This window comes from Brachyspira suanatina (genome assembly GCF_001049755.1).
Lineage (GTDB): Bacteria > Spirochaetota > Brachyspiria > Brachyspirales > Brachyspiraceae > Brachyspira > Brachyspira suanatina.
On record NZ_CVLB01000001.1, the window covers coordinates 1,915,352 to 1,938,403 of the forward strand.

The following is a 23,052-nucleotide window of genomic DNA, read 5'->3' on the forward strand; positions in this document are numbered from 1 at the left end:
TTGTTATAATTATCTAACAATTATATACTACATAAGGGTATTTTTCAATTATTTTTTTCTATTTTTTCAATATTTTTAGATTCTTCTTCTTTTTTATACAAATTAAATACAACAGTCATTTCAGTGCCTACATTCTCTTCACTTTTAATATGTATGTCAGCATTGTAATAATTACATATATTTTTTACTATTGTAAGTCCAAGACCTGTACCATGAACTTTCAAATATTTATTGTTTTTAACTCTAAAAAACCTTTCAAAAACTCTATTCAAATACTGAGGAGCTATTCCGCAGCCTGTATCTTTCACAGAAAATATAGCTTTATCAGCATTCTTTTTTAAATATATCTTTACTTTACCGTCATCATCAGTATATTTTATAGCATTATCAACCAAATTATTAACAACTTCAGTAATTTTTTCTTTATTAGCCATTATAACAGCAGATTCTATATCTAATTGCACATCAATATTTCTTTGCTCAGCTTTTATTCTATTGCTTTCAAATACATCAAGAACAATATCTTTAATATCTATTTCTTCATCAACAGTTTCCTTCCAATTAGCCTCTATTCTGCTCAATGTAAGCATATCAATAACAAGGTCTTTCATTCTCAAAGCCTCATTATTAATTCTTTTTATAAAATCCGCCTGATTCTTTCCGCCTCCTGTAGCAATAAGAAGCTCGGAATATCCTATTATAGAAGTAAGAGGAGTTTTTAATTCATGAGAAGCATTTATAAAGAAATCCTGCTTTTCTATCTCGACCTTTCTTATATCTGTAACATCTTCAAATTTTATTAATGCCGATATATTCTCATTATTTCTTATAGGAACAATACTTATTTCTATATCCATAGTATGTTCTTTAACATCAAATTTTGAAAATCTGCTAAACTCTATGGCATTATCTATTTTTTCTATAACATCATCATCTTTTATGATTTCATTAAGTTTTCTTATATTACTGTCAGAAATTTCAAGCAAATCTAAGGCATATTGATTAATGAAAAATATTTCTTTATTTTTATTAACAGCAATAATACCCTGTGCTATATTCTCAAGTACATAATTGAGCTTTTCTCTTTCAGTTTGATAGCCTGTGATATTTTCATTCAAACTTACGGCCAATTCATTTATATCATAAAGTATAGTGTTAATATCATTATATCCCGTTAAATTCTTAGGTATCGTTGATTTATTATTGTAAATATTATCAAGTGTTTCTTTTATCATATAGAAAGGAATCATAATATTACGGCTCATCAAAGGAAGAACCAAAGCCATAACTATAACAACCACACCTATAACCATAACAGCTGTAAATAAGAAGCTTATTAAATATTTATTAACTGATTCTATAGGAATTGAAACCCTAAGTATATAATCTCTTTTGTCATCAGCTTTAATTTTTTTAGATACATACATATAAGGAGTTTTTTGACTAATAGAAGTATTTATAGAAAAAGCCGGCTTATTTTCTATACTATGTAATGCTGCTATAACATCGCTTCTATTCGTATGATTTCCCATAGGATTTTTGGAAGTATCAGTCATAGTATCAGCTATTACAACCCCATTTGTAGATATTATGCTGATTCTTAATTCTTCTTTATCTGACTGAAGTACAAATTTTCTAAAAGCATCTTCTGTCTGAACATCATATAAGTCAATCTCTTTTTCAAGCATCTCGATAATATTTACTATCATAACCTGACTGTATACAATATTATTATACTGCACAGTAAACAGTATTCCTATAAACATTAAAGCACTTGATAATATCAAAATGAGTAATGATTTATAAAATATGTTCTTAATCATCTTTTATTAAAATTATTGTACATCTGTTAATTTATATCCCATACCTCTAACGGTTATAATGTTTTCTTTAGTTAAATCAAGTTTTTGTCTTATTGATTTTATATGCATATCAATAGTTCTTGTTTCCATAGTATGGTCAACACCCCATACCTCTTCAAGCATAGTTTCTCTATCAACTACATTATTAGCATTTTCCATTAAGAGCTTAAGCAAATCGAATTCTTTCTGAGTTAAAACAACCTGCCTTTCTCCTACGAATACATTTCTCTTTTTAACAATAAGTTTTATTTCTCCAAAAGTAAGTTCTTCTGCATCCAATCTTACATCTTTTTTTCTTAAATTTGCTTTGATTCTAGCAAGAAGCTCTAGTACAGAAAAAGGTTTAGGCATATAATCATCTGCACCTAAATTAAGACCTGTAACAATGTTTATTTCACTGGTTTTAGCTGTAAGCATTATTACTTTAATAGGAAGATGGGCATAATCTGTTCTAATAATTTTTAATATTTCTGTACCTTCTATGTCTGGAAGCATTATATCAAGCAATACCAAATTAGGAGTTTGTTTTTTTAATGCCTCAAGCATATCATTACCATTTGAGAAACATTCTATAGTATATCCTGCCTCTTCAACGGTATATTTGATAAGATCCCTAATATTATCATCATCTTCTACTGAGTAAATAAGTTCTTTATTCATAAAATACTACCAAAATTAAAATTATTTTATTGTCAAATTAAATACTTTTTATATCATAAATATAATAAAAAAATACATTTTGTCAAAATATTTTATTAAGACTAAAATAACTAATTTATTATTAAATATAATAACTTCTATATTTTACATTATGTAAAAAAATAGACATTTAAATATTGACTTATAATATTTTTATATTAAAATCATTTATATGAAACAAGAAATAACACCTATATTAGAAAATTATTTAGAAACTATCTACAATCTTGAGGTAGAGAAAAATTTTAAGGAAGCTATTAGAATAACAGATATAGCAGATCTAGTAGGACGCTCTAAAGCCAGTGTTAATACAGCGATTAAAACATTGTCAAAATTAGGACATATAAAACATGAGCATTACGGCGATATAGAGCTTACTGAAAGCGGAAGAGCTATAGGAAAAGATATTGCTGAAAGACATGCTATATTCTATTATTTCCTTACAAAAGTATTAAATGTGGATGAAAAAATAGCTGATGAAGAAGCATGCCTAATAGAACATGCTATGAGCAAAGACACTGTACATAAATTCAAAGAGTTTCTTTGCGGATACTGCAAAAAAGAAAATATTTTTAATAAAGACAATTAAATCAGCAGTTTATAATAAAAACCAGTATCTTATAATCTAATTTAAAAGAAATTTATATTCCGCTTAAAAAATAAAAAAGACTAAATTGATAAAATATACAATTTAGTCTTTATAGTTTAATGTTTTTATAATCAATTATAAGATCTCATCTTTTATCATATCATCGAAAGTCTGTCTTTTTCTTATGATATAATGTTTATTATCATCAATCATAACCTGAGGTAGAAGAAGTCTTGAATTATAATTGCTTGACATACTAGATCCATAAGCTCCAACATCGAGTAAAGCCACATAATCACCCTGCTCTAATACACTGCATTCTCTGTTATATGCAAAGAAGTCTGAACTTTCACATATAGGACCTACAAAATCATAATTAGAAACATTATCTTTTTTAACTAAAGGATATATTTCATTATAAGCATCATACATAGCTACTCTTATATAATCATTCATACCGCCGTTTAATATAACATATTTTCTTCCAAGCTCTTCTTTGATATATTCAACTTTCATTATTAAAGCACCAGATTCTGCCACAAAATATCTTCCGGGCTCTGTAGTAACTCTTAAATTAATTTCTTTTAATAGATTAATACTTTCAGCTTTAAATTTATCAAAATCAAATCCAGAATGATCTCTGTTATATCTTACCCCGTATCCTCCGCCTATATCAATATCAGTAATATTAAATCCAATACTCTTAATTTCAGCAATTAAATCCTTCATCACTAAAATAGCTTTATAGAAAGGTTCAGCATCTGTCATTTGAGAGCCTATATGCATTGATAATGATTCTATTTCTATATTAGATAATGATTTTAATAAATCAGAATTCTCTTTTATAGTTTTTATACTGATACCAAATTTATTTCCAGTAACCCCTGTAGTAATTTTTTCATGAGTGTGAGCATCAACATTCGGATTAACTCTTATTGAACATTTTACTTTCTTTTTAAGTTCTTTAGCTATATTATTAATTCTTATAGCCTCAGGAATTGATTCTATATTAAAACGTTTTATATTAAGCTCTATTGATTTTCTTATCTCTTCTTCTGTTTTTGCAACTCCTGAAAATACTATATTTTCAGCCTTTCCGCCTGCTTTTATATATTTTAAAGTCTCTCCTATAGATACAACATCAGCACCTATACCCTCTTCAGCCATCATCTTCAATATAGATAAATTATTCTCTGCTTTAACAGCATAAACTATTAAAGCATCATTTAAAGGTGAAAATACTTCTTTTAAAAATCTTATTTTAGTTAAAATATCATTCTTTGAATAAATATAAAAAGGTGTACCGTAAACTTCAGCAATCTCTCTAATATCAATATTTTCACACATCAATACATTATTTTTATAAGCAATCATTATTCATTTTCTCCTAATTATTATTTAATTATTTAATTTTTTAATTTAATATCTCTGTTATGCTTACAGATATAATTCCTTCATCTTCTAAAAGCGGTAAATTATTCTCTAAAATTTTTAATGTTTCTTCGCTTTGATAATGCCCTATTCCAACCGCTACTCCATATTCTTTTGATAATTTTATTAACTCTCTCCACTGCTTCATTATAGAAGAATAATCCCTTTCATTATCTAAAAATACTGATCTCCTAGCAGTTCTTACACCATATTCTAAAGCCATATCATATATTAAACTATCAGACACGGTATAAGAATCTACAAAATATTTATCATTATTCCTAGCATAATCAAGCATATAAGATACTATACTCTCATCACTGCTTGCTACAGAACCTGTATGATTATTCATTCCTTTTGCATAAGGTACTTTTGAAAATGAATAATCTAGTAATCTAAACACTTCATCTTCATTCATTCCCTTTCTTATTAAAGTCTGCTCTCCAAAATAATCACTGCCTTCCATAGGTATATGCAAAATAATATTAACATTATTACTATATGCTGCATAAGAAAAATCTGTACTATGATAAGAATCTGGAAGCACTGCAAAAGTTATATTGTATTCATTAGCTAAAGAAAAATATCTTTCAGAATTATCTAAAGTATTTCCGCTGTCATCTATTATAATGCTTATACAATTACTATGTTCATTTATTTTATTTAAAATTGGCTTTGCTGTATCCGGTGAGTTTATATCGGCTAAATGAAATATATCATTTGAAGGCTTCTCTGTTATATTTTTTTTTAAAATAGAATTTGCATTTGATTGTTTATAAACATTATTAGCATATTCAAAACTAATATTATAATTCTCTTTAACCTTTATAAAAGTAAAGGCAAATATGCAAAGTATAATAATCGAAAGTACAAATACAAATATATTTTTCATAAAACATTAATGTAAAAAAATAATGCATTAATGATATCTTAAATAGTAATAAAAGTCAATTATTTATGTACCATATATTCTACACTTACAACAGCATTCTCTTTACATTTTGGACACTTAGGACATCTAGGAGACAGCTTATTAAAAATTTTTTCTATAAAAGATTCTTTTTTTTTATCTGAATAAATTTTTGATGTTACATTTCCATTTTCATCTTTTTCTGATTCATTAAAATCAAGAGATACAAAAGAAAGTTCGGAAGGAGCATTTAATTTTTTATCAGTAGTAAAAAAATATCCGCAATTTCTGCATTTATAATAAAAAGGTGGATTATCTGGCAACATAATGGAATCCTTTTTATATTAATAAATTATATGTCTAATACCAATAGTTTATCCTGTTCTGTATCAAAATGATCCGCCATATATATAGTATAACTATCTTTTTTTATAACACTTCCAGGCTTTACTCTATTATGGCCTACAACCTGATTATATCCTATCCATGCATCATCTGACAAATCCATTGAATCAGACCATAATATACCCGCAAACTTGCTCATTCCTCCCCTTCTGAAAGAAGCTATATTACAGTCATCTTTATCATTATTATAAACAGCATTCACAACATCTTCAATATTATCAATATTAATATCTTTTAAATCATATTTTTGTTTTATATATTCAATCCAGCCATTTGTGATGCCTGCATGAGTGAATATATAATTGTTCTCTATATAAATTGGATTAAATAGATTTGCATTATCATTAAATATTTCATGCATTTCCTTAGCATAACTTTTTCTATACCTGCTCGCTGTAGGATATCCTACTATATACTGAAAATCATGATTTCCTATAAGCAGAATAATTTTATCATCATGATTCTTTTTGAACTCTATTACATCTTTTAAATTATTAACTATCTCCTCATCAGTAAAAGTAACCCAGCTGTCATCGCTATAATCTCCCATAAAAACTATCTTATCAAACTTATCAAACCTTCCTTCAATAAGTTTCTTCCAACAGCTTTTTCCATGTAAATCACCTATAACAGCAGTTTTCATTTTAAAGTCTCCTTACAATTATATTTATATGCTGATAATCAATAATAGGCTCTTCAGAATCATTTTCAATAACTTTATTAATATAAATAGCTTCAAATTTCTCTTGTAAATATTCTTTAAACTCTCTTATTGTTTCCCAATATTCTTCATTATTATGAGAAGTATTAATTTTATTTTTATGCTCAAAATTATCTTTTATTTTATATGCTATATTATCAATGATCTTTTCTTCTATCTCATAAATTTTTCCTATATTTTGAACAATATTTATAGTTCTATAAAGATCCAAACTAAAATTAGATGAATTTGAAATCATGTATATATTTATAGAATAATCAGAAGATTTTCTCTTATCATCCAATATAAAATCTAGAGTCTTTATAGATTCATCTACAAAATTTTTATTAGCTTCTATATCATATTCAACTTTCAAAGGCTCTATACCTATAATTTTCTTGATAAATAATGAGTCAAATTGACTATGAAAATATTTTTTCACATTATTAAATAATAAATATATATAAAAGTACCTAATATCTCTATTTTTTACAATATCTGTTAAATTAACTAAAAAATTATTTAAATCATTTTCATTTATATGTATTTCATAATGAATAGATAACTGCTTTATAACATCAGCTATATTATTATTAATAACATTAAAAATCTCTGTTTTATCATCATTTTTTATATATATAATATTATTATTTAAATTCAAAGAAGGCAAATGAAGAGAATCCCTTTTTTCCTTCAATAACTTCACTTTATTTTCTATATCTTCTTTTACAATATCTTTTTTATCTTTAGGAGTTAAAAATAATATTTCCTCCTCTATAAACTTATTACCCTCTGATTCTTCCTCTTTTTCTAATTCTTCTATTTTTTCTAAAGTATAAAATTCCTTTTTCTCCAATATTTCTTCTATTCTTTTTAAATTATTTTCTCTATCCTCACCATATACATATAATGTAAATCTATATCCGAATTTTATATCGAGTCCCATCATTTTTATAAAAGATTTGGCATTAACTCTCTTTCCATTCTTATTTTCTATTTCTATTTTATCTTCAATAGTTCTAAAAAAATCAACAATAGAATTAACCGTTTTATTATCATCTATAATAGAATTTCTACATTCAAACTCTTTAGATATAAAATCATTATTCTCCATATAGTATCCTGTATAATTTTATTTTATTCTATAAATACAATTATATACAAATATAGAAACAAATCAATTAGTTATGTATAAAAACATATTAAAAACTATATAGCAACACTATATATATACCTATATAGGATATATAAAATATCTATATAAAAATAGAATAATTTAATTAATTGTAGATAACATAAATAAAATAACTTTAAACAATTTTATTTTTTAATATTTTTAAAATTAAAAATTTAATTAAAAATGCTTTATTTACTTTAAAAATATATATGACTTTATTTATCATACAAATAATACATAAAAACCCTTGAAATTATAAATAATATTGTTTATAATAATAAAAAATAAAAAATAACAGAGTAAAAACAAAAAAATATGATTGATTTTAATTTAAAAGATATTAGAGAAAAAATTTTGAAACTAACACAAAGCCAATTTGCTAAAATGTTAGGTGTGCGTCAAGATTATATTTCAAGGTTGGAAAGAAATGCCAATAATATAACTCTTGACTTATTGGATAAGCTTGCAGAAAATACTGGACTTACTATTGATGAACTTACAAAGTATAAAAAGAATTCTTTTGAAAGTGAAAATCCATATCTTTATGAGAATCTTATTAATGTACAAGTCATCATAGATAAAATTAATGAAGAAATAAGTACAGTAGATAAAAAGAATAATGAAAAAATATCCGAACTAACGGCTGATGTTTATAATAAAATCAGCGACACTTTCGATATTGTAGTATATGGAAGATATAGTTCCGGAAAAACTTCATTTATTAATGCAATATTTGATAAAAATATTGATACAAACCCCTATTCTGAAGAAACGAGCAATGATGAATATTATTTGAATGATGATTCTAAGCTATTTAGAATCATTGAGTACAAAGAAAATCTTCTTGATACTAGAAAATACAATAATCAGAATATGTTCATTTATTTATGTGATATAAATGCATTTTCTCAGGAAGATATTACGAATATAAATGCTTTAGCAAATTTTATAGATGATTTTAATAATATATCTGTAATATTCTCAAAAGCTAATATATTTGATGAAGATAAGCTAGATGAAGTTATTGATAAAAAATTTGAAACATTGAAAAACTTTATAGAGTCTTCTAACAATATTAAAAAGATAGATTATAGTATCTTAAGAAAGAGATTCTTCCCATTTTCAATCAATAACAATAATCTAGTTAAACAGATTAAAGATGATTTTGCTGAAAATGTGAAATATGCTTACTATAACAGAATATTAACAAATATTAATTTCATTACAGAAATAATAGATAATAAAAATGACTTTCAGGAAAATGATAAATTAGAAGTTAATTTAAACAAAATAAAAATATCAGTTAAAGAAGCATTTAATGAAATATATAAAAATACTCTTAATATAGACAGCATAATTCAATCTATTGATAATAATAATGTATATAGAAAAAAAGATGATATAAAGGTATTATGCAACAGTATAAATTTAAATCTTGATACACAGTTATATAACATACTTGCAGTAACAAAAGAGGATTTTGATACTAAAGAACCTAATAAAATAAAAACAAATTTAATAAATCTTTCTATAGGTATTTTACCTTCATTTAATTTATTAAAAAACAGTGCAATGAAAATAATAAATATTATAGGCGTATCTTTATCATTCCTTCCTAGTGTTGTATTTATATTATCAGGATTTATGTCTTTCTCAGGAAATTGGAAAAAAACACTTTCTAAGAAAGTTATTAAAGCTTATGAAGAAGAAAATGTGGTATCCAAATATAATAAAACAATAGATGAGTACTTTAATAATTATTTGACAAATATAAAAGAAATAGATGCTAAAGCCAAAGAAATTCTAAAATATCAAGAAGATGCAAAAATGTACAAAAATATGAAATCTATATTAGTTAATTTTTCATCTTATATAGAAACTGAAAAAAATAAAAAGTAAATACATTAACTATAAAAAAGAGCAGGATTAAATGCCTGCTCTTTTTATTTTCTATTATTTACATATATTTACATATTAACTGTTAGTATTATTAGTATAGACTGTCCAAGTACTATCCGGAAGCTGATAATATGAATTATCTATAAGCTTCTGAACATTTCTTCTATATAAAGCACTTTCAACCTCTTTTATATTTGCCATGCTAAGTTTAGGATCTGAAAGTATTAAATATTCAGCTATAGTTCTTCTATCTATGTTTTCTTTTTCCATTATTTCTTTTATATATTTTATTCTCTCTTCACTATATGTCGTTTTTGGTTTCGAAACATCAAAGGCTATATACGATAAATATCCTCCGTTATTTTCTCCTATATAGTAGTTAGTTTTATACAAATTTATTTCATCTTGATTGAACATACTTCTTATAAGTGCTTCTCTATAACTTTGTGCCAATTCATCAGAAACATTTGTACTCACCATAATAAGATTTAAATCTTCCTCGCTTGAAAGAGTAGATATTTGATATGCACTTTCATCTATTTGTCTGTATCTTCCTAAAACTTGAGCTTCTATCAAAGTTTTTCCTCCAAGCACTCTCATCTCAGGTTCCTGTACTAAAATAAGCTTTGAACAGCTTGTAATAAATATCATAATAAGTAAAATAAATATCATATTATAAAATTTCATAAAACAAATATCTCCTATTTTTACTGTATTAATTTCCGCCCTCTAAATATGATATAACATCAGAGAAAGGCATAGGTTCAAGCCCGAACTTATCACCTTCAAATGCTATAAGCTGCTGCTTCTGCTGATTAGGCTTATCTAAGTTTTGATCTCTAAAATAGAATGTAGTATATACTTTATTAGCAGATATACTAAATTCTACAGAATTAGGATCATAACCAAATTGTACAATATTTTCAACAGTAGATATACCTGGGTTAATAGGTCTTATCATCTCTATCAAGAACTTAGAAAACTCTGTAGACATTTTACTTATACCAACAAAGAATGTAGTAGGTCTTATATTATTCAAAGGACTTACACCAACTCCGGCAATATCTGCTGTAAGATTAACAAGTAATTTTTCATCATTAATTTTTTCTCTATTTTCAGGAGCAAGCAAATATTTAAAGTTTATATCACTTGCCAAAACACGCATATCATATTTTATAGTACTAGTATTGAAGCTTCCCAAATCAACATTAAGCCAAGGTAAATGTATAGCTCCTCTTCTAGGCGCTGTATTATTTGATATAGAAGTCAAGAATAAATTATCATCAAATTTTTCACCTCCTATATATATAGATGATTTCAAATCCTGTATTGTAAGTCCATGTCCCTGAACTTTTACATAAGAAGAAAAATCTCTTATTCTTATACTGTCATCTATAAATGGAGATATTTTCAAATATACTCTTAATTGATCAAAAAATACATTTGGAACCTGCTCTATAAGAGGTGTATATCTAGTAGCTGTGGCAACTACCTCATTATCTGTAGGAGTCAAATCAAAATGATAGTCTATATTTGAAGTTAATCCTTTTAATACTATAGACATTTTATCAGGAGAATCCATATTAGCAAAGAACTTATCAGTTTTAAAAATACCGTCTGCTATATTATTTCTTAAATTACCATTAACATTGAATAATCCTCCTATTTCAATGCCGAAAGGTAAATATAAAGTTTCTGTATCTAAACCTATATTATAATTCAAGTTAGCATTTTTTATAATAGGAGTAAAGTAACCATCAACATATACTAACAATTTATTGGCAGGGCTTTGTAAATTGAATTCTCTTATATCAGCATATAAATTCTCTCCAAAATTAACATCCGCATCAACTTTCATAGTAACATCTTGAAGTTTATACTGTTTTTCTGTTACATAGAAAGTACTGAAATTTGTAACTGTTGCAAATTTATCTTCTAATGATAAGTTATATCCCAAAGCACTAGTCATTTTTATATCATCTTCAAAAGGCAAACTATCAAGAATCTCAGCAAATTTAGTAGAAAGCCAATTTTTCATAGCATAAGGAGCTATTCTTAAGCTTGATATATTAACAAAACCTCTCTTTAATCCCAAACCCTCTAAATCAAGATTGGATCTAAAATTAAGAAAATTATCCAAATCTAAATTAAGCTCATTAACTTTTACATCTTGGCTAAGCAAATTAGCATTGGCAAGTACATTAAGCTTAGCAGTAGCAGTAGAAGAAACCTCACCATTTAAATTATAAGAAAAATTCTTTATGATACCATTTACTGTAGTATTAATATCATTTATCATCTTTCCAAAAACATGAACATCTAAATTTAAAGAACCTCTTGCAAGTCCGCCTGAAAAATTAGCAATAGGCAATGATGTTACATTTACATTCAAATCTGTAGGATCATCAAATTTTACCGCTCCATTAACCTTTATATCAGAATTAATATATTTTGAAGATACATTATCAATATAAAGAACTGTATCGCTTTTCTTACTAGGATCATTAATAGCAGGAAGAACTCCTAATGCTCCATTCAATGATGATAAAATCCTTACTGATACATCTGTATTATTGAATCTATATAGTTTTAATGCTGTTACTCTATCAATAGTGGTATTATGCTCTAATTTTATATCTTCTTTTGAAATATTATTAGGATTAAAAGTAAAATTCAATTTTGTTTTTGAATTAAGATTATTTACAGCTATAGTATCTCCCATAGAAAAATTAATCTTATCTAATGCTATATTTATAGTATTAGTTAAATTATTAATTGTACCGCTGCTTTTATCTGCATCCACATTAATCATACCGCTCATATTAATACCTAAAGAAGGTACAAACATAGAAGCTAAACCATTTATTTTATCTAAATTAAGTCTTGCATATAATGTATCTAAATTAACACCTATATTTCCGCTGAATATTTGATTGGCAGAAGCGATAACCTTTAATATTTCATCATTTAAAAGTTCTGAAGACAAATTCTCTATTGATACGCTTTGATTTTTTATATTATATCTTGCAAGGAAATGTGCCGCAAATTGCATATCATCTCGTTTTTTGCCATTATAGCTGAAATTAGGATCATCTATTTCAAAATCAAATCTTATTATTATTTCATCTTTATTTTCTGTACCGTCTGCACTTTTAGGATATGAAACATCTAAATTAAATAAAGGATTATCATTAAAGAAAATACTACTGTCATTATAGGCCAAACTATTACTTATAAAACTCTTTAAATAAATATCTTTCAAAGCCTCAGGGGCAGAAATACCCATTACCTGAGATAATGAGAATCTTTTTGTATGCAAATCCAAATGAAGATTATAATTACTTAAACTTGCTATAAGTCCGTTATTAGGTACATTAGTTAAAAACGATTTGCTGTCTGCCTTAAATGCTAGATTATTTATTCTAATATTTTCTACATCAGCTTTTAATTTAAGAAAATCAAGTTTACTGAAATCGAAAGGCTCTTTATTGGTATCTTCTTCTTTAGGTTCAGACGGAGGCATATCCGGTAAATTCCAATTTCCGCTCTCATCTGTAAACATATAAACATATAAATTGTCTATACTTAAATCCTGAACATGAAGCTTCAAAAAGAATAAAGAAAAAAGAGAAAATTTTAATCTAAAATTATCTATCTTTATATTTTCTTCATTATTGAAATTATCAGAATTATAAAGCACAACATTGCTCATTTCTACTTTTGGAAATAATAATCCGTATTTAAAATCACCTATTTCCAATTTTCTATTAGTAGCAGAATATACTATATTTTCAATAAGATTTTTCATTCTTTCATTATTGAAATATATTCTAGCTCCTGCAATGCCTATAACAATTAAAAAAAGAAGTATCAAAGGTATATATCTCTTTTTGAATCTTCTTTTTTTCTTATTGTTTTCTTGTTCTGATGATATTTCAGTTTTTTCTTTTTTCTTAAAAAATTTCTTCATAATCAATCTTCTATAAAAATATATTTTACATGTTTATAAAACAATTTTACACTTATAATGTAGTATATTATAAAACATATTCTTTATCAATAGCCAATACATATTTAAAAATCATTATTATCATAATACCTGCTATCTTCATAAGTATTATCTTCATTATTATTATAATATCTGCTATCCTCATAAGTGTTATCTTGATTATCATAATATGTACTGTCTTCATAAGTATTATCCTGATTATTATCATAATAACCATCATTATTTTCATAAGAATTTGTTTCTTCTTCATTACTGTAATAATAATAATCAGAATTATAATCTTCCGGTCTTATAATGATAACATTATTTGTATTATTGAAATTGCTTTCTAAATTTTCCTCAAACTGCTCTTCAGGCATATTATTATCATTCAAATAATTATTGCTGTAATTATAATAATCTATCTCATAAGCATTGGTATTATTATACAAATCATAACCATAATTATAATCACCGCTTATCTCATTTGAAATACTCATATTAAATTCATAATTTCTAGCTTTTGAAATACCCTTTTTCCATCCTTCTTTAGTCAAATCCCTTTCAAATATGAGATAATATCTGCCTTGAGACAAACTTACTTCATGTTCATCATCAGTCTGAGGCATAGTAAATATCTTACCTAATACATCATTAGAAATGCTTATATTAATAGCTTGGGAATCTATTAAGAAATAAGAAAGTTTAACACTTGATTGAATAGGTATGCTGAAACTGTAATAATCTCTGTCATAAGAATAGTCTATAGCACCTTTATATGTTCGATTAAACTCTATAGTTTGAGCTTCAGAATATTTATTATTAGGTTCATGTTCAGTATATTTATCATAAGGTTTAGCAATAATACTTACTCTATATGGTATATTATTAACTGCATTTGTAGAAGCCAATATAAAATAATATGACATATAAGGATAAAGTATAAGCTTATCAACAGTCTCTCCATCTCCTACATTATTAATATCTTTCATTGTTATCCAATTACCTTTCTGATCATATAGTCTTATACTTGCATCTATTGCAGGAACACCAGAAAGCTCTATAGAAATAGAATATGTATTAAAAGAACTATTAGTTATCTTATAGGCATCTGTTTCCATATTTTTCAAATCACCTGTTTTCAAAGTAGGATTATAAGTTTGGCTATAATATCCTTCTATTGTATAGAGCCTATTATCACTATTAACATCTATTATTTGAGATGCTGAAATTTTATCATTAGGTTCTTTCTCATCAGTTTCTTTATAATCTCTTTTTTTAAGTATAAACATATAATCAATATTTTCTTTTACAGTATCTTTAGGAGCTATTGATATATAATATTTATTTTCATCTATATTATTTTGAGAAGTTTCAAAATATATATTCTTCATTACCTGAGTTGTATATATCATTTCTTCTTCTTTTTTATTTTGATTATTATTGCTGCTTACTTTTTCATTTGTATCAGTATCATTTGTAAGCGAACTTGTTTCAGTATATGGAATTTCATCCGGTTCACTTATTACTTTTATAACATTATTATTATAATCATACAAAGTCATTATAACAGGAGAATATGTAGAATTAGATACATAAAAATCTATAATACTAGATTTACCATCAAAATTAAAATAATAATAATCTGTATTATCCCCTTCCAATTGCCCAATTATACCATCTTTATTAATTTGCTGAGCAGTTTCAAAACTATTATTATTTCCAGATTTTTTTTCCAATTTATATTGTGAAGAACTGCAAGATGATAAAATTATCATTACTATATTAATAATTGCTACAAAACAAATTTTTCTCATTTTATCTCCGTCATAAAAAACAATATATAAAATTATACATTATTCTATAATAAAAAGATACTTAATATTTTTATATATTTTAAAAAAAATAAAATAAAAATAAAATTGGGTATTGACTTTTTTATTTTTATATGGTACTATTCTTTTACGTTTTCAAATTAATATGGGTAGGTGGCCGAGCAGTCAATGGCAGCAGACTGTAAATCTGCCGACGTGAGTCTACGGGGGTGCGAATCCCTCCCTGCCCACATTCTTTTTTACGAATATTTATCTTAAAAAGAGGTATTGCTTTGGCTATAGAATTTAATAATGAATATATATCTATAGTTATGGAAGCTAACCTAGCTACTCCCGAAGAAATAAAATCTTTTGTAGAAGATTCTGATGAAGCTTGCAATATAAGAATGCCTGTAGTTGTTCTCGATATGAAAAATGTAAGAGAGATTAATAGTGCAGGAATAGCTAAAATACTTAAACTCTACAAAAATCTTCAGTCTCTTAAAGTAAAACTATTTATGATAAATCTTGATGAATCTGTAAAACCTACTATAAAAAGCTTAATGATTTTCAGTTTAATAAAATATTTTGATGATCCTAAAGATTTTACTATATAATCCTAATTTAAATAATACCAAAATGATTAATTCTTATAATATTTATTGAATTTTTATTATCATTTTATTATACTTATTTCAGTAAATAATAGGAGAATTTTTATGCATAATAATATACCTACGGTAAGATGGACAGGAGATGAACTCTACATATTAGATCAAACATTAATACCTGTCACTGTAAAAGAAATAAAACTATCTACTGAAGAAGATGCCTATAATGCTATAAAAGAATTAAAAGTAAGAGGTGCTCCTGCTATAGGTGTTGCGGCTGCTTATTCTTTACTTATAGATTTAAAAAGTAAAACTAATTTGAAAGCTGATGAGTTTATAAAGTTTCTTCAAAAAAGAGCAAAATATTTAAATTCATCAAGACCTACAGCTGTTAATTTAAGCTATGCTTTAAACAGAATGCTTGACACTATAAAAGATAAAAAAGATAAAACTTCATTAGAATTATACAATATATTAGAAGCAGAAGCCAAAAAAATAAATTCTGAAGATGTAGATATATGTCAAAAAATAGGAGAATATGGTAATGGACTTTTAAAAGAAAATTCAGGAATACTTACACATTGTAATGCAGGAAGACTAGCTGTAAGCGGAATAGGTACCGCTCTTGCTCCTATGTATATAGCTCATCAAAAAGGTAAAAAAATAAGAGTATATGCTGATGAAACAAGACCATTACTTCAAGGTGCAAGATTGACAAGTTTTGAATTGCAGGAAGCAGGAATAGATGTTACTTTAATATGTGATAATATGGCAGCTTTCATAATGTCTAAAGGACTTATTGATTTAGTTATAGTAGGATGCGACAGAGTTGCTGAAAATGGAGATGCCGCAAATAAAATAGGTACTATGGGAGTGGCAATTTTAGCAAAACATTTTAATATACCTTTTTATATAGCATGTCCTTCTACTACTTTTGATCTAAATACCAAAACAGGAAATGATATAGTTATAGAAGAAAGAGATGCAAAAGAGATTATAAATTTTGCAGGCGTTCAGACAGCACCTTTAAATATGAAGGTAAGAAATCCTGCTTTCGATGTTACGCCTAATGAACTTATAACAGGATTCATTACAGAAAAAGGTATAATTAAAGCTCCTTATATAGAAAATTTAAAAAAAGCTTTCAATTAATTTTATAATTTTTAAAAGGGTTAAATATGGCTTATAAACAATTAAATATTAATACAATAATAGATTACTTAAAAACTATAGATGAAATAAAAGATATATTTTCAAGTTTTGATTATTTAGAAATAAAAGAAATTGGAGATGGAAATTTAAACTATGTATACAGTATAACAAATAGAAAAAATGATAAAGAAACTGTAATATTAAAACAATCTGTACCTTTTTTAAGATGTGTTGGTGAAAGCTATCCTTTAGAAAAAGATAGAATGAAAATAGAAATTAAATCGCTCAAAGAACAGTATAAATTATGTCCGAATTTAGTACCAAAAGTATATTATTTTTCTGAAGATATGTGCGTTGTAATAATGCAAAATTTAAATAAACATAAAGTACTTAGAGGAGAAATAATAAATGGAAAAAAATTTCCAAAAGCGGCTGATCATTTAACAGATTTTCTTTCAAAAACTTTATTTTATACTTCAGATTATTACTTGGATACTAAAACCAAAAAGAAACTTGTAACTGAATATATGAATGCTGAATTATGCAGCTTAACTGAAGATTTTGTTTTTACCCATCCATTTGAAGAAAACGAAACTAATATTTACCATAAAAAATTAAACTTAGATGAAATAAAAAAATTCCAAAGAGATCCTAAATTAAAAATAGCAGCTGCCGAAATGAAGTATGCCTTTATGACTAGATCAGAAGCATTACTTCATGGAGATTTTCATTTAGGAAGTTTTATGGGTAATGAAGAAGAAACTTATGTAATAGACCCTGAATTTGCATTCTATGGACCTATTGGTTTTGATATAGGAAAAGCTATGGCTAACTTCTTTATAGCATACATATCTCAAGAATATCATCAAAAAAGATTGGGCACAAATTCAAAAGAATTTAGAAAATGGCTTTTTGATACAGCTAAATATATGCTCACAGGAACTTTAGATAAATTTGAAATATTATGGAAAAAACATTTAGAAGATACTAAACCTTTATATTGGAATTATCCTGAAGGACAAAAACATTCTGAAGAATATATAAAAACTGTATTAAACAGAATATTTAAAGACTCTGTAGGTTTTGCAGGATGCGTATTTATAAGAAGAACTTTGGGCCTTGCTAAAAATAAAGATATTTCTGGTATTGAAGATTTAGATGAAAGAGCAAGACTAGATTGGATATGTCTTAATATAGGAAAAGAACTTTTAATAAATAAAGATAATATAGATAATATAGAAAAAGTTTCTGATATTGTAAATAAATATTCTAATATAGATAAAATCTAATAATAATAAAATGGGCTATAAAATTAATTATAGCCCATAATTTGTATATAAAAAATTATTATTTACTTTTCTACTTCTTTTTTGTATTTAATCAAACCTTCTTTCAAAATTCTCATAGCTTTTTTAAGATCATCTGAATTAAGTACATAGCACATTCTTATCTCATTTCTTCCTAAACCTTCAGTAGCATAAAAGCCTTCTGCCGGAGCGAACATAACAGTTTCATTATCAATATTAAAATCTTTAAGAAGCCAAATAGCAAAATCTTCTGCATCTTTAACAGGCAGCTGAGCTAGAACATAAAAAGCCCCTTCAGGTTCTCTCATAAATACACCATCCATTTTTGTAAGTTCTTCAAAAAGAATCCTTCTCCTGTTATCATATTCCTTTCTAGTAGCCTCAAAATAATCTGAAGGCAAATCATATAAAGCAGATGCCCCTATCATTTCAAGAGTAGGTACAGATAATCTAGCCTGACATTCTTTAAAAATAGCTTCCATAAATTCCTTATTCTTACTTATTATACAACCTATCCTAGCACCGCATGCAGAAAATCTTTTTGATATAGAATCTATTATAATAACATTCTCAGCTATATCATCATAAGTACCAAAACTTATTGCTTTTCTCTCTCCATAAACAAATTCTCTATATACCTCATCGCTTATAATAAAAAAATCATGCTTCTTAGCCAAATATGCTATGTCATCCAATTCCCTTTTTGTAGATACAACTCCTGTAGGATTTGAAGGATTTGAAAATAAATATCCCTTAGTCTTTTTTGTAATACTTTTCTCTATTTCATCTCGATTTGGTAAATGAAATCCGTCTTCTGCATATGTTCTTACAACATTTCTTTTAATATTAAGTATATCATAAAAGCTGTTATAATTAGCATAATAAGGTTCTGAAACTAACATTTCATCACCTTCATCAAATATTGCAATTAAACTAAGGAGTATTGCTTCACTACCCCCATTAGTTATTATTATTTCATCTTCATTATAATGAATACCCAACCTTTCATAATATGCTTGAATTTTATTAATAAGTTCCTTAGTTCCTCTTGAATGTTCATATTTAACAGTTTTCATATTGGTATTGGCAATAGCATCAAAAAATACTCTAGGTGTTTCTATATCAGGCTGCCCTATATTAAGGTGATGTATTTTTATTCCTCTCTTAGCAGCTTCTTCAGCATAAATATTTAATCTTCTTATAGGCGAAGCTTTAAGCTGCTGTACTCTTTTAGATAGATACATGATAAACTCCAATTCATTGTTGTATATAATAAAATATTGCTATATAAAAAATAAAGGAGCTATAAGATAAATTATAGCCCCTTTCTATTCCTCTTAATCTTTATAAGACTATTATTTATCTATTTCCCTATATTTAATTAAGGCCTCTCTAAGTATATGCATTGATTTTTTTAAATCTTCAGAATCTAAAGCATATGAAATTCTAACCTCATTTTTTCCTAATCCTTCAGTGGCGTAGAAACCTTCCGCGGGTGCAAACATTACTGTTTCATTATTTATATTGAAATCTTTTAAAAGCCATATAATAAAGTTTTCTGCATTTTTTACAGGAAGTTTAGCAAGAACATAGAAAGCTCCCTCTGGCTCATGAGTAACAACTCCTTCCATAGTAGCAAGTTCTTCAAATATAATTTTTCTTCTATAATCATATTCTTTTAAAGCTTCATCAAAATAGTTATCAGGCAAATCATATAAAGCAGCAGCTCCAACCATATCTAAAGTAGGAAGTGATAATCTAGCCTGACACTCTCTGAATACAGCTGTCATCAATTTTTTATTTTTGCTTATAAGACATCCTACTCTAGCACCGCAAGCAGAAAATCTTTTTGATATAGAGTCTATAATAATAACATGATCTGCTAAATCTTTATAAGTACCGAAACTTATTGCTTTTCTATCACCATAAACGAATTCTCTATAAACTTCATCACTTATGATAAATAAATCATGTTTCTTAGCAAGATAAGCAATATCATCTAACTCTTTTTTAGTATATACAACACCTGTAGGATTTGAAGGATTTGCAAGCATGAATGCTTTTGTTTTAGGAGTAATATGTTTCTCTATCTCTTCTACGCTAGGAAGATGAAAGCCGTCTTCTGCATAAGTTCTAACAGCATTATATTTAATATTATAAAGATCATAAAAACTTTTATAATTAGCGTATAAAGGCTCAGATACTAATATTTCATCTTCTTCATCAAATATAGCAAGCATAGCAAAAGATATTGCCTCAGAACCTCCGCTAGTAACAACAATATCTTCCTCTTCATAATGAATACCTAATTTATCATAATAGGCTTGAATTTTATTAATAAGAGGTTTAATACCCCTTGAATGTTCATATTTAAGCGTCTTTTCACGAAATTTAGAAATTGCTTCAAAAAATATTTTTGGTGTTTCAATATCAGGCTGACCTACATTAAGATGATATATTTTTATACCTCTTTTAACAGCATCTTCAGCATAGGGATTCAATTTTCTAACAGGCGAAACCTTTAGTCTCTGAATTCTTTTAGATATATCCATAATGACTCTCCATTAATTATTCTAAATAGTAATTTTTAGCTAATTAAATATATATGAAACAATAAAAATTGTCAACATATTTTAATTATTTATTAATAAATAAATAAAAAAAATCATAATATAAACATTATTTATAGATAAAAACCCATCATTATATATATAAAATATATTATAAAGTGAAAATTAGCAATATAATCATTAAGTTATAAAACTATTAATAATTTTTTATCATCAAGTAATAAAATATTACAAAATATTGATAAAAGATGTTTTTTGATATAAAATTAATCAAAAATAAAAAATGAATTTTAAATATGCATATAAAAACAATTGTAACAATAATAATAGCAACTATTTTACTATATATTCCGTTATACCCTTTTGGCGGAAAGCCTATTAGAATAGAAAAAGTAAAACCTTACTATACAATTAAAGATACTGCAAAAATTGATGTATTCATATATACTAATTTAGGAAATAATACGAATTACAATTATTTATGTTTTGCAATTGCCGATGCAGTAGCAAGCCAAATAGAATATAATAAAACATTAAGACTTCAATCAGAAACTAATTATACAATAACACCAGTAGATTTTGAACGTGCATATAATTATAAAGTATTCCAATTTACTAATATAACATATACAAGCAGAACCGAAGGAACTAACATAAAAATAATAACAAATTATGAGTATACAACTTATACTAATTGGGGGGATGTTAGGAGCAATGTTCAGCTAATTAGCCCAGAAACAGAAGGTTTTTTCCTAGAAACAAATGAAATGTTATTTGATTATAATGGAAGCAATGTAATATTAAGAGGCACCAATGATTTTATTGAAAAAGTTGATATAGGAAGAAATTATTATGAATATTTCGGAGATGATATAAAAAAATATGTATTTACAAGAGAGTCTGACATTGCAATATTTGGAACAGTAGAATACAGCAGACCTAATATCAGTATAGTAACATACATAGCATATATAAAAGAAAGAAAAATCACTTCATATTCTATAACAATACCAGAAGCAAAAATTGATGAGCAAATACCAAATTATTCTTTAGAAATAGCTAATAGAATAAGTTATTTGGATAAAACAGGAGTTATAGCAATAAATGTTGCTCCGGAAGATGCATTTGTTTATGTAGATGATGTATTCATAGGTAAAAGCGGTCAAACATTATATGTTCCGGCATTAACAACCAATAGCCATAGATTTACAATAAAAAAAGAAGCATATGATACTATAGATACTATGCTTTCTTTTGAAAAACCAAATGAAAATATAATGCTTAATTTTCAATTAAAAGAATTAAGTAAAAGTGCAAGAGTACAGATTAATATACCTGGCGAAGAAGAAAGCAGTGTTGTAATCAATGGCATAAAAGAAACACCTACAAATGTAATAAATAGATATTTTGGTTTTGGAACATATTCTTTAAAAATAACAAATAAAAATTATATAGATTATTATGGTACATTTACAGTAAACAGCACTAATTCTTTAATACTTACTCCAAATATGAAGAGATTTAAAGAACCTACATTAGCCGATAAAATATTTAAAAACTATGAAAGAAATACCAAAATCTTCTTAGGATTAACTATAGCAAGTGCTATATTCACAGTAGGTACTTATATATATGCTAATGAAGTGCTGGATTCAGCAGTAGTTAATCACTATAATCAATATAAAGATCTTCCTCCTAGTCAGAGACCAGCTTTAAATTTAAATAATTATAATACAGCCGTCAATATATATGTAGCAGGAATGGTTATAACAGGAGCATTCGCTTTAACTGCTGGAGTATATTATATGCTTTGGATAAATGAAAGTAATTTTGCTGTAGAGGAGCTTTCATTTAATGCCGGTTACAGCGGTGTTAATTTAATGTATTCATGGCGGTGGTAGCTGCAATAATATCTTTAATAATTAATAAAATTCTTAA

18 protein-coding genes and 1 tRNA gene are annotated in these 23,052 nt (G+C 26.2%); 7 read left to right on the forward strand and 12 right to left on the reverse strand.

Features of this window, described 5'->3' with window-relative positions; all coding sequences use genetic code 11:
* Window positions 1–44: 44 nt before the first annotated feature.
* On the reverse strand, window positions 45–1,823 hold the full coding sequence (locus tag BRSU_RS08240) for a sensor histidine kinase (RefSeq protein WP_048594870.1): 1,779 nt from the start codon (window positions 1,821–1,823) through the stop codon (window positions 45–47).
* A 12-nt stretch (window positions 1,824–1,835) separates the two neighbouring features.
* Window positions 1,836–2,522 carry a response regulator transcription factor gene (locus BRSU_RS08245; protein WP_014487387.1) on the reverse strand — a complete coding sequence of 229 codons (687 nt, stop codon included), beginning with the start codon at window positions 2,520–2,522 and terminating at the stop codon, window positions 1,836–1,838.
* Window positions 2,523–2,733: 211 nt separating this feature from the next.
* On the opposite strand from BRSU_RS08245, the gene BRSU_RS08250 reads away from it, so the two are divergent.
* Window positions 2,734–3,150, forward strand: a complete 417-nt coding sequence (locus tag BRSU_RS08250) for a metal-dependent transcriptional regulator (protein ID WP_014487386.1) — start codon at window positions 2,734–2,736, stop codon at window positions 3,148–3,150.
* Between the two features lie 135 nt (window positions 3,151–3,285).
* Here the strand turns inward: BRSU_RS08250 and lysA are convergent, their stop codons facing one another.
* Genes lysA through BRSU_RS08275 form a run of 5 tightly spaced genes read right to left on the reverse strand, consistent with a single transcriptional unit; the run spans window position 3,286 to window position 7,710 of the window.
* On the reverse strand, window positions 3,286–4,524 hold the full coding sequence (lysA, locus tag BRSU_RS08255; protein ID WP_048594871.1) for a diaminopimelate decarboxylase: 1,239 nt from the start codon (window positions 4,522–4,524) through the stop codon (window positions 3,286–3,288).
* Window positions 4,525–4,564: 40 nt separating this feature from the next.
* Complete coding sequence (locus BRSU_RS08260) at window positions 4,565–5,473, reverse strand: divergent polysaccharide deacetylase family protein (protein ID WP_048594872.1); 909 nt, start codon at window positions 5,471–5,473, stop codon at window positions 4,565–4,567.
* 59 nt (window positions 5,474–5,532) lie between these two features.
* Window positions 5,533–5,817 carry a hypothetical protein gene (locus tag BRSU_RS08265; protein WP_048594873.1) on the reverse strand — a complete coding sequence of 95 codons (285 nt, stop codon included), beginning with the start codon at window positions 5,815–5,817 and terminating at the stop codon, window positions 5,533–5,535.
* Window positions 5,818–5,843: 26 nt separating this feature from the next.
* Window positions 5,844–6,539: a metallophosphoesterase gene (locus BRSU_RS08270; protein WP_048594874.1), complete on the reverse strand. Its 696-nt coding sequence runs from the start codon at window positions 6,537–6,539 to the stop codon at window positions 5,844–5,846.
* A 1-nt stretch (window position 6,540) separates the two neighbouring features.
* Window positions 6,541–7,710: an HPr family phosphocarrier protein gene (locus BRSU_RS08275; protein WP_048594875.1), complete on the reverse strand. Its 1,170-nt coding sequence runs from the start codon at window positions 7,708–7,710 to the stop codon at window positions 6,541–6,543.
* A 378-nt stretch (window positions 7,711–8,088) separates the two neighbouring features.
* Here BRSU_RS08275 and BRSU_RS08280 point away from each other — a divergent pair, with 378 nt between their 5' ends.
* Window positions 8,089–9,672, forward strand: a complete 1,584-nt coding sequence (locus BRSU_RS08280) for a helix-turn-helix domain-containing protein (RefSeq protein WP_048594876.1) — start codon at window positions 8,089–8,091, stop codon at window positions 9,670–9,672.
* A 75-nt stretch (window positions 9,673–9,747) separates the two neighbouring features.
* Here the strand turns inward: BRSU_RS08280 and BRSU_RS08285 are convergent, their stop codons facing one another.
* From BRSU_RS08285 to BRSU_RS08295, 3 genes are all read right to left on the reverse strand, one after another.
* Window positions 9,748–10,359 (reverse strand): hypothetical protein, encoded by a 612-nt coding sequence (locus BRSU_RS08285; protein WP_048594877.1) that lies wholly within the window; start codon window positions 10,357–10,359, stop codon window positions 9,748–9,750.
* Window positions 10,360–10,387: 28 nt separating this feature from the next.
* The gene (locus BRSU_RS08290) at window positions 10,388–13,642 is read right to left on the reverse strand and encodes an AsmA family protein (RefSeq protein WP_048594878.1); all 3,255 of its coding nucleotides are present in this window, start codon (window positions 13,640–13,642) and stop codon (window positions 10,388–10,390) included.
* Between the two features lie 104 nt (window positions 13,643–13,746).
* The gene (locus tag BRSU_RS08295) at window positions 13,747–15,477 is read right to left on the reverse strand and encodes a hypothetical protein (protein WP_048594879.1); all 1,731 of its coding nucleotides are present in this window, start codon (window positions 15,475–15,477) and stop codon (window positions 13,747–13,749) included.
* A 165-nt stretch (window positions 15,478–15,642) separates the two neighbouring features.
* Between BRSU_RS08295 and BRSU_RS08300 the strand changes: the two genes are divergently transcribed.
* The 4 genes from BRSU_RS08300 (at window position 15,643) to mtnK (ending at window position 18,526) form a co-directional block, all read left to right on the forward strand.
* Window positions 15,643–15,725: transfer RNA gene (locus BRSU_RS08300), tRNA-Tyr, on the forward strand.
* Window positions 15,726–15,767: 42 nt separating this feature from the next.
* Window positions 15,768–16,091, forward strand: coding sequence for an STAS domain-containing protein (locus BRSU_RS08305; RefSeq protein ID WP_048594880.1), 324 nt, complete (start codon window positions 15,768–15,770; stop codon window positions 16,089–16,091).
* 102 nt (window positions 16,092–16,193) lie between these two features.
* Window positions 16,194–17,237 (forward strand): S-methyl-5-thioribose-1-phosphate isomerase, encoded by a 1,044-nt coding sequence (gene mtnA, locus BRSU_RS08310; RefSeq protein ID WP_048594881.1) that lies wholly within the window; start codon window positions 16,194–16,196, stop codon window positions 17,235–17,237.
* Window positions 17,238–17,263: 26 nt separating this feature from the next.
* Entirely contained in the window at window positions 17,264–18,526 is a 1,263-nt protein-coding gene (mtnK, locus tag BRSU_RS08315) for an S-methyl-5-thioribose kinase (RefSeq protein ID WP_048594882.1), read from the forward strand.
* 62 nt (window positions 18,527–18,588) lie between these two features.
* On the opposite strand, the gene BRSU_RS08320 is transcribed toward mtnK, so the two are convergent.
* Complete coding sequence (locus tag BRSU_RS08320; RefSeq protein ID WP_048594883.1) at window positions 18,589–19,788, reverse strand: pyridoxal phosphate-dependent aminotransferase; 1,200 nt, start codon at window positions 19,786–19,788, stop codon at window positions 18,589–18,591.
* Between the two features lie 111 nt (window positions 19,789–19,899).
* Window positions 19,900–21,096 carry a pyridoxal phosphate-dependent aminotransferase gene (locus BRSU_RS08325; protein ID WP_048594884.1) on the reverse strand — a complete coding sequence of 399 codons (1,197 nt, stop codon included), beginning with the start codon at window positions 21,094–21,096 and terminating at the stop codon, window positions 19,900–19,902.
* 314 nt (window positions 21,097–21,410) lie between these two features.
* On the opposite strand from BRSU_RS08325, the gene BRSU_RS08330 reads away from it, so the two are divergent.
* On the forward strand, window positions 21,411–23,015 hold the full coding sequence (locus BRSU_RS08330; protein ID WP_048594885.1) for a PEGA domain-containing protein: 1,605 nt from the start codon (window positions 21,411–21,413) through the stop codon (window positions 23,013–23,015).
* Window positions 23,016–23,052 lie beyond the last annotated feature (37 nt).